Source organism: Priestia sp. D51 (assembly GCF_053345675.1).
Window position 1 is genome coordinate 1 of the sequence record NZ_JBLTIR010000028.1, and the last position, 4,640, is coordinate 4,640.

Genomic DNA, 4,640 nt, shown 5'->3' on the forward strand with positions numbered 1-4,640 from the left:
TTCTCATCCATATGTACAGAAGCGTGAATGATTCTATCATGTGATAAACCTATCTCATCCGTTACAAATTCCAAAGAGTCTTGCGCCCAGGATTGGATCTCGGCCTTTGATTTTCCTTTAAAGAATTCTTCATCGCTCGTAAATAAGAACTCGCATGCTACATCGTTTTTTGCACCGTTAATTGCCTGCTCAAATGACTTACGACGATCACTGCGTGTCGTCTTCATTCGTTCCTCATGTTCACGCCTCATGTCTAGCGTGATTTCAGAAAAACGCTTCAAATAAGAATCGCATTTTACGAGCTCGATATTCTCGCTTGATTTCTCTTTATCGATATCTAAATTTGTATCAGATACTCGGTCCGCATTATGCTTGCCGATTCCTCTCAAATCACTTGTGGTTTTGATGCCTTGAACTCTAAAAATGGAATAACTCAATCATGGTTCCCTCCTCATTAAAGTCTCCCCCACATTATGGGGGAGAGAGAAAAACATGTCAATGTTAGAACACACTCTAATATTGACACTATCGCATCAATATGGTGTGCCCCTTCGGGGGAGGAACAGCTTCGCTATTCCTTTAAAAACCGCGGACGTTGTCCACACCTACCAAAGGGAATCTCCCTTTGGAATCTATCCTAAAAAACTCCCCCAACCCCCTCACTTTTTTGAGGGGGCTCCCTCGCCGGTTGGCGTCAAACAAACGGGGTTGTTTGAGTGCCAAGAGGGTTCGGGTGTAGTGAGTCTATCAACTCCTTAAATTCTCGACCTAACGGTCTTGCGATTTACCGTTGACAGACCTTCAATATATACTCAAATGCTATATAATTAGAGTGCTAATAATTAAAAGATGGGGTTCTATTCATTATGAAAAAAATAAAGAGCATAGCAAAGTATACCCTTATTTTCCTCCTCATGACCCTGTACAACTATTATGTAGATATTGATAACATTTACGAATTACTTTTAAGTGTTATCTTAGGTATAGGGGTAATCTTTCTCATTTTTTATTTATTTGAACGGAATGAAAAGAAAAGAATATAAAAACTATACATAGTTATAACAAAGACCGCCCACTAAATATAAGTGTATAGGCGGTCTTATCTGTATGTATGATATATTTCTATGCGCAAATTAACGACATTATTTGTAGATTTACAGATATTATCTAAGATGCTTTAAATAAAAGGTAATCCTCTCATTGGAACATGAAAATAATACTTCAGCAATATTCCAATGACACTAACTACAATCAAACTACCAAACGATAAAAGTATCTCTAACTTTCCTACTTCTTTATCTGTATTCATTAAAAACATCCCTTAACATAATTTTATCTATCAATATTTTAACTTGATAAGATATATATTACATTCATGGAAAATAAATTAAAAGATTTATTTACTTCCAAAACTTCCACCACTTCTTTTCTTGAGCAGCGGCAACCTCCAGACGTCTTTCCTCTAAAGTCGCTTGCAAATGCTGAGTTAATAAACGGTCTCTTTTTTCTAATGTATCATTGATTTTATGATCAAAAGCTTTAAACATCGCTTCGCGTTCTTCTTCAACTGCTTCTCTTACAGCTTCCTGAACAATTTCTTGTAATTCAAGCCTTGATAAACGCACTTCATCCTTAATAACGGGTATCGTAATCACACCGTTATCATCCGTTGGAAACATTGATACAACAGCCTTAACGGCGTCATTTTTACTCATATTATTTGCTAAGAATTCCTTCAATTTCTTTAACGGCATGATATCTCTTTCAAGGTAAGCACGACGGTGATGTTCATCCCGATAAAATGAGTATCCCTCGTTTTCTAAATCAATTGACCATCTTCTCAAATTCGATGTTGATATATCAAGGAGTTCAGCAATATCCTTCGCCCAATAAGATTTCAGCGTTTCCTCTTGTTTACCGTTTTCCGTCACGTTAACCACCTCGCTATAGCATTCTATGCGACTATAGAAAACACCTTCTCCCCCTTTGTTTTGGGGTGTGAGGCTGGCTTTTAAAATTGTGTATCTGCATTTTGGAAAAGAAATAAAACCTAGGACAGTTGTTCTGGCGGTTCGGCAGGTATAATTGTTCAACCAAGCCGATCATCATTAACTTCGTTTTGGGTATGTTTCGGCTTGGCGACATGCACACACCTGCCGAAATTCTATAAACAAGGGGTAAAGAGTGGAGATTTTTTGAATGGTTTATCAAAAAATACTACTCGACCCTTGTTTATAGAATAGCCTCTTATTTGAAAAAGTTTTTAGCCTAAAGGCTAGTGTTTTTTATAGCTAAAAAACACAAAAAAACATGTACATAAAATAAGAGAAAAGAAGAGAAAAACCTTTATAAACCTTGATATAACAATGTTTTATTGACTTTACTATAATCATATACGTTATAAACTATAATCATATACGTTATAGACTATAATCGTATTTGTTATAGACTATAATCGTATTTGTTATAGACTATAATCTAATTTAGATTATAAAAATAAATAAAACTCCTTGAATTCCTTTAATTTTTATAATACAATACAGATTATAAATAATAATACAAAAGAGGTGTAGAAGTGAAAAGTTGGGAAAAAGAACTAATTGGAGATACCCAAAAGAAAAAAATTAGTAAAGAAGTTAAAGAAACAGTTACTAATGATGATGGCGAGAAGCTGTTTCAAAAGCATATTGAAGAGTCTTATGTTTCTAAAGAGCCTGATTATGTAAAGATTTATTTAGATAACATCTTACAAATTAATAACTTACCAAGTGGTATCCAAAAGACATTAAATGTCCTCTTAAAAAGAATGGCCTATGATAACATCGTAGTCTTAAATGCATACATAAAGAAACAAATGGCTGAAGAATTAGGATTTAATACAGTCCAAAGTTTAAACAACAACATTAATAAACTTGTTAAAGAAGGAATTATGAATAGAAAAGGAACTGGTACTTACGAAATGAATCCGTTCCTGTTTGGAAGAGGCTCTTGGGATAATATTAAGAAAATTAGATTCCAAGTAATTTTTGAAGAAGGGAAAATCAGTCAAAAAGCAGATTTTGATTATAAAGATGAAGTTGCTATATCTCACGAAGAAAACTAATTTAAAAATAAAAAGGGCACTTCCTCTGCAAAGGAAGCACCCCCATGTTACTGAAATTCCTATTTTCATTGCTAATTATAACATGGGTTGCCCTCAAAAAATAGGAGGGTCTTATCATGGATCAAACCGAAAAACTATTAATGGGTATTGAAAATATTCTAAGTGTAGCATCTGATTTAGTTGATGAAGTTGGTCGTTTAAAACGTGTAGAAGAGGAATGTAAAATTCTTAAAGAAAAGCTATTTCTTAAACAGTTCACAGAAGCAGAACAAGAGGTTTTCGCCCTAGCTATAGACGGTCACAGCACCGCAGAAATGCAAAAGATGCTAGTTAGAGAAGAAAGCACCGTCCGAACTCACAGAAAAAACATTATACAGAAATTGAACGTTTCCTCTATGAAAGAAGCTGTTCAACAATTTAAAAACATCCATGATGAATCACCACAAAAACTTATTCGTATCTCTTAACATACCAAAATAGCCTTAAAGGCTAAAGGAGCAGGCTTAAGCCTGCTTTTTCTTTAGCTATTCTCTTTCAAAACCTCTGTCTTGACTTCTTGTTCTCTGCCTATCCTTAAAGAATTCTTCAGCCTGCTTATAACCCACCTTTTCAGCCTTCGTTAATTTATTTTCATCATACGTCTGCTCGTCTTTTCTGAAAACATTAACTGTTCGATTAACCTGATACTTAGCAAACCCAACAACCTTTTGAAAGTCTTCTCCCATAGAGCGTTCCGTATATTTCTCTTTCATGTAATCAAATAGTTTTCCTAAACGCTCATATTGCTTTTTGTACCATCTTGTTTCTTGTCTTGATTGAGCCAATTGTTTATCTAGCTTATCATTACTTTCTCTTAAACTTTTAGTTGTTACTTTCTCTTTCTCATACATCTCTTTATACGCTTTATTTTCCCTTTTAAGCGCTTCGGAAGACTTTGCTAAGGCTTTAAGACTCTGGAAGTCTTCAAAGCTCAATTCAACGCTCTTAGGCTGTTTTAAGTTGAATAAGCTTCCTTTCTCTTTAAAATCCATGTCATCTATTTTTTTAACTTGAGTAACCTCTTTTTTCAAATCGTCCATCTCTGATTTTCGATTTGAAATAGACAACTCTAAATTTGTTTTTTTACCTTCTAACTCTTTTACAGATTGCTGAGCTTTTACAGCTGCTTGTTCATGATAATGAGTCTGCTTTTTAAAAGCCTGCACTTTTTGATGGTGGACTTCTTTTGGTGTACCTCGTTCCAGTACATAGCCTCGTTCATTCATGCGCTCATTATATTTATCTTGCAACGATGATAAATCATCTTTTGTTTTAATAAATTGATGTCTACTAATCGTTAACACATTTTCCTTACGCCTACCGTCATATATCTCCGTCAGAGGGACAGCCACGATATGAAGATGAGGCGTTTTCTCATCCATATGTACAGAAGCGTGAATGATTCTATCATGTGATAAACCTATCTCATCCGTTACAAATTCCAAAGAGTCTTGCGCCCAGGATTGGATCTCGGCCTTTGATTTTCCTTTAAAGAATT

The 4,640-nt window shown here is 34.8% G+C and carries 5 protein-coding genes; 2 read left to right on the forward strand and 3 right to left on the reverse strand.

The window, feature by feature from the left end:
- Together ACNHOZ_RS28725 and ACNHOZ_RS28730 are read right to left on the reverse strand one after the other, a co-directional pair.
- Positions 1–437 (reverse strand): plasmid recombination protein (locus tag ACNHOZ_RS28725; protein ID WP_447697460.1); only part of this gene is annotated, 437 nt, incomplete at its 3' end.
- A gap of 963 nt (positions 438–1,400) precedes the next feature.
- On the reverse strand, positions 1,401–1,931 hold the full coding sequence (locus ACNHOZ_RS28730; protein ID WP_235907468.1) for a DNA-binding protein: 531 nt from the start codon (positions 1,929–1,931) through the stop codon (positions 1,401–1,403).
- A gap of 644 nt (positions 1,932–2,575) precedes the next feature.
- Between ACNHOZ_RS28730 and ACNHOZ_RS28735 the strand changes: the two genes are divergently transcribed.
- A complete protein-coding gene (locus ACNHOZ_RS28735) occupies positions 2,576–3,103 on the forward strand; it encodes a replication/maintenance protein RepL (protein ID WP_154975122.1) in 528 nt (175 codons plus the stop codon).
- Positions 3,104–3,219: 116 nt separating this feature from the next.
- Positions 3,220–3,570, forward strand: a complete 351-nt coding sequence (locus tag ACNHOZ_RS28740; protein WP_154975120.1) for a response regulator transcription factor — start codon at positions 3,220–3,222, stop codon at positions 3,568–3,570.
- Between the two features lie 57 nt (positions 3,571–3,627).
- Here the strand turns inward: ACNHOZ_RS28740 and ACNHOZ_RS28745 are convergent.
- On the reverse strand, positions 3,628–4,640 hold a 1,013-nt coding region (locus ACNHOZ_RS28745; RefSeq protein ID WP_447697461.1), incomplete at its 5' end, for a plasmid recombination protein.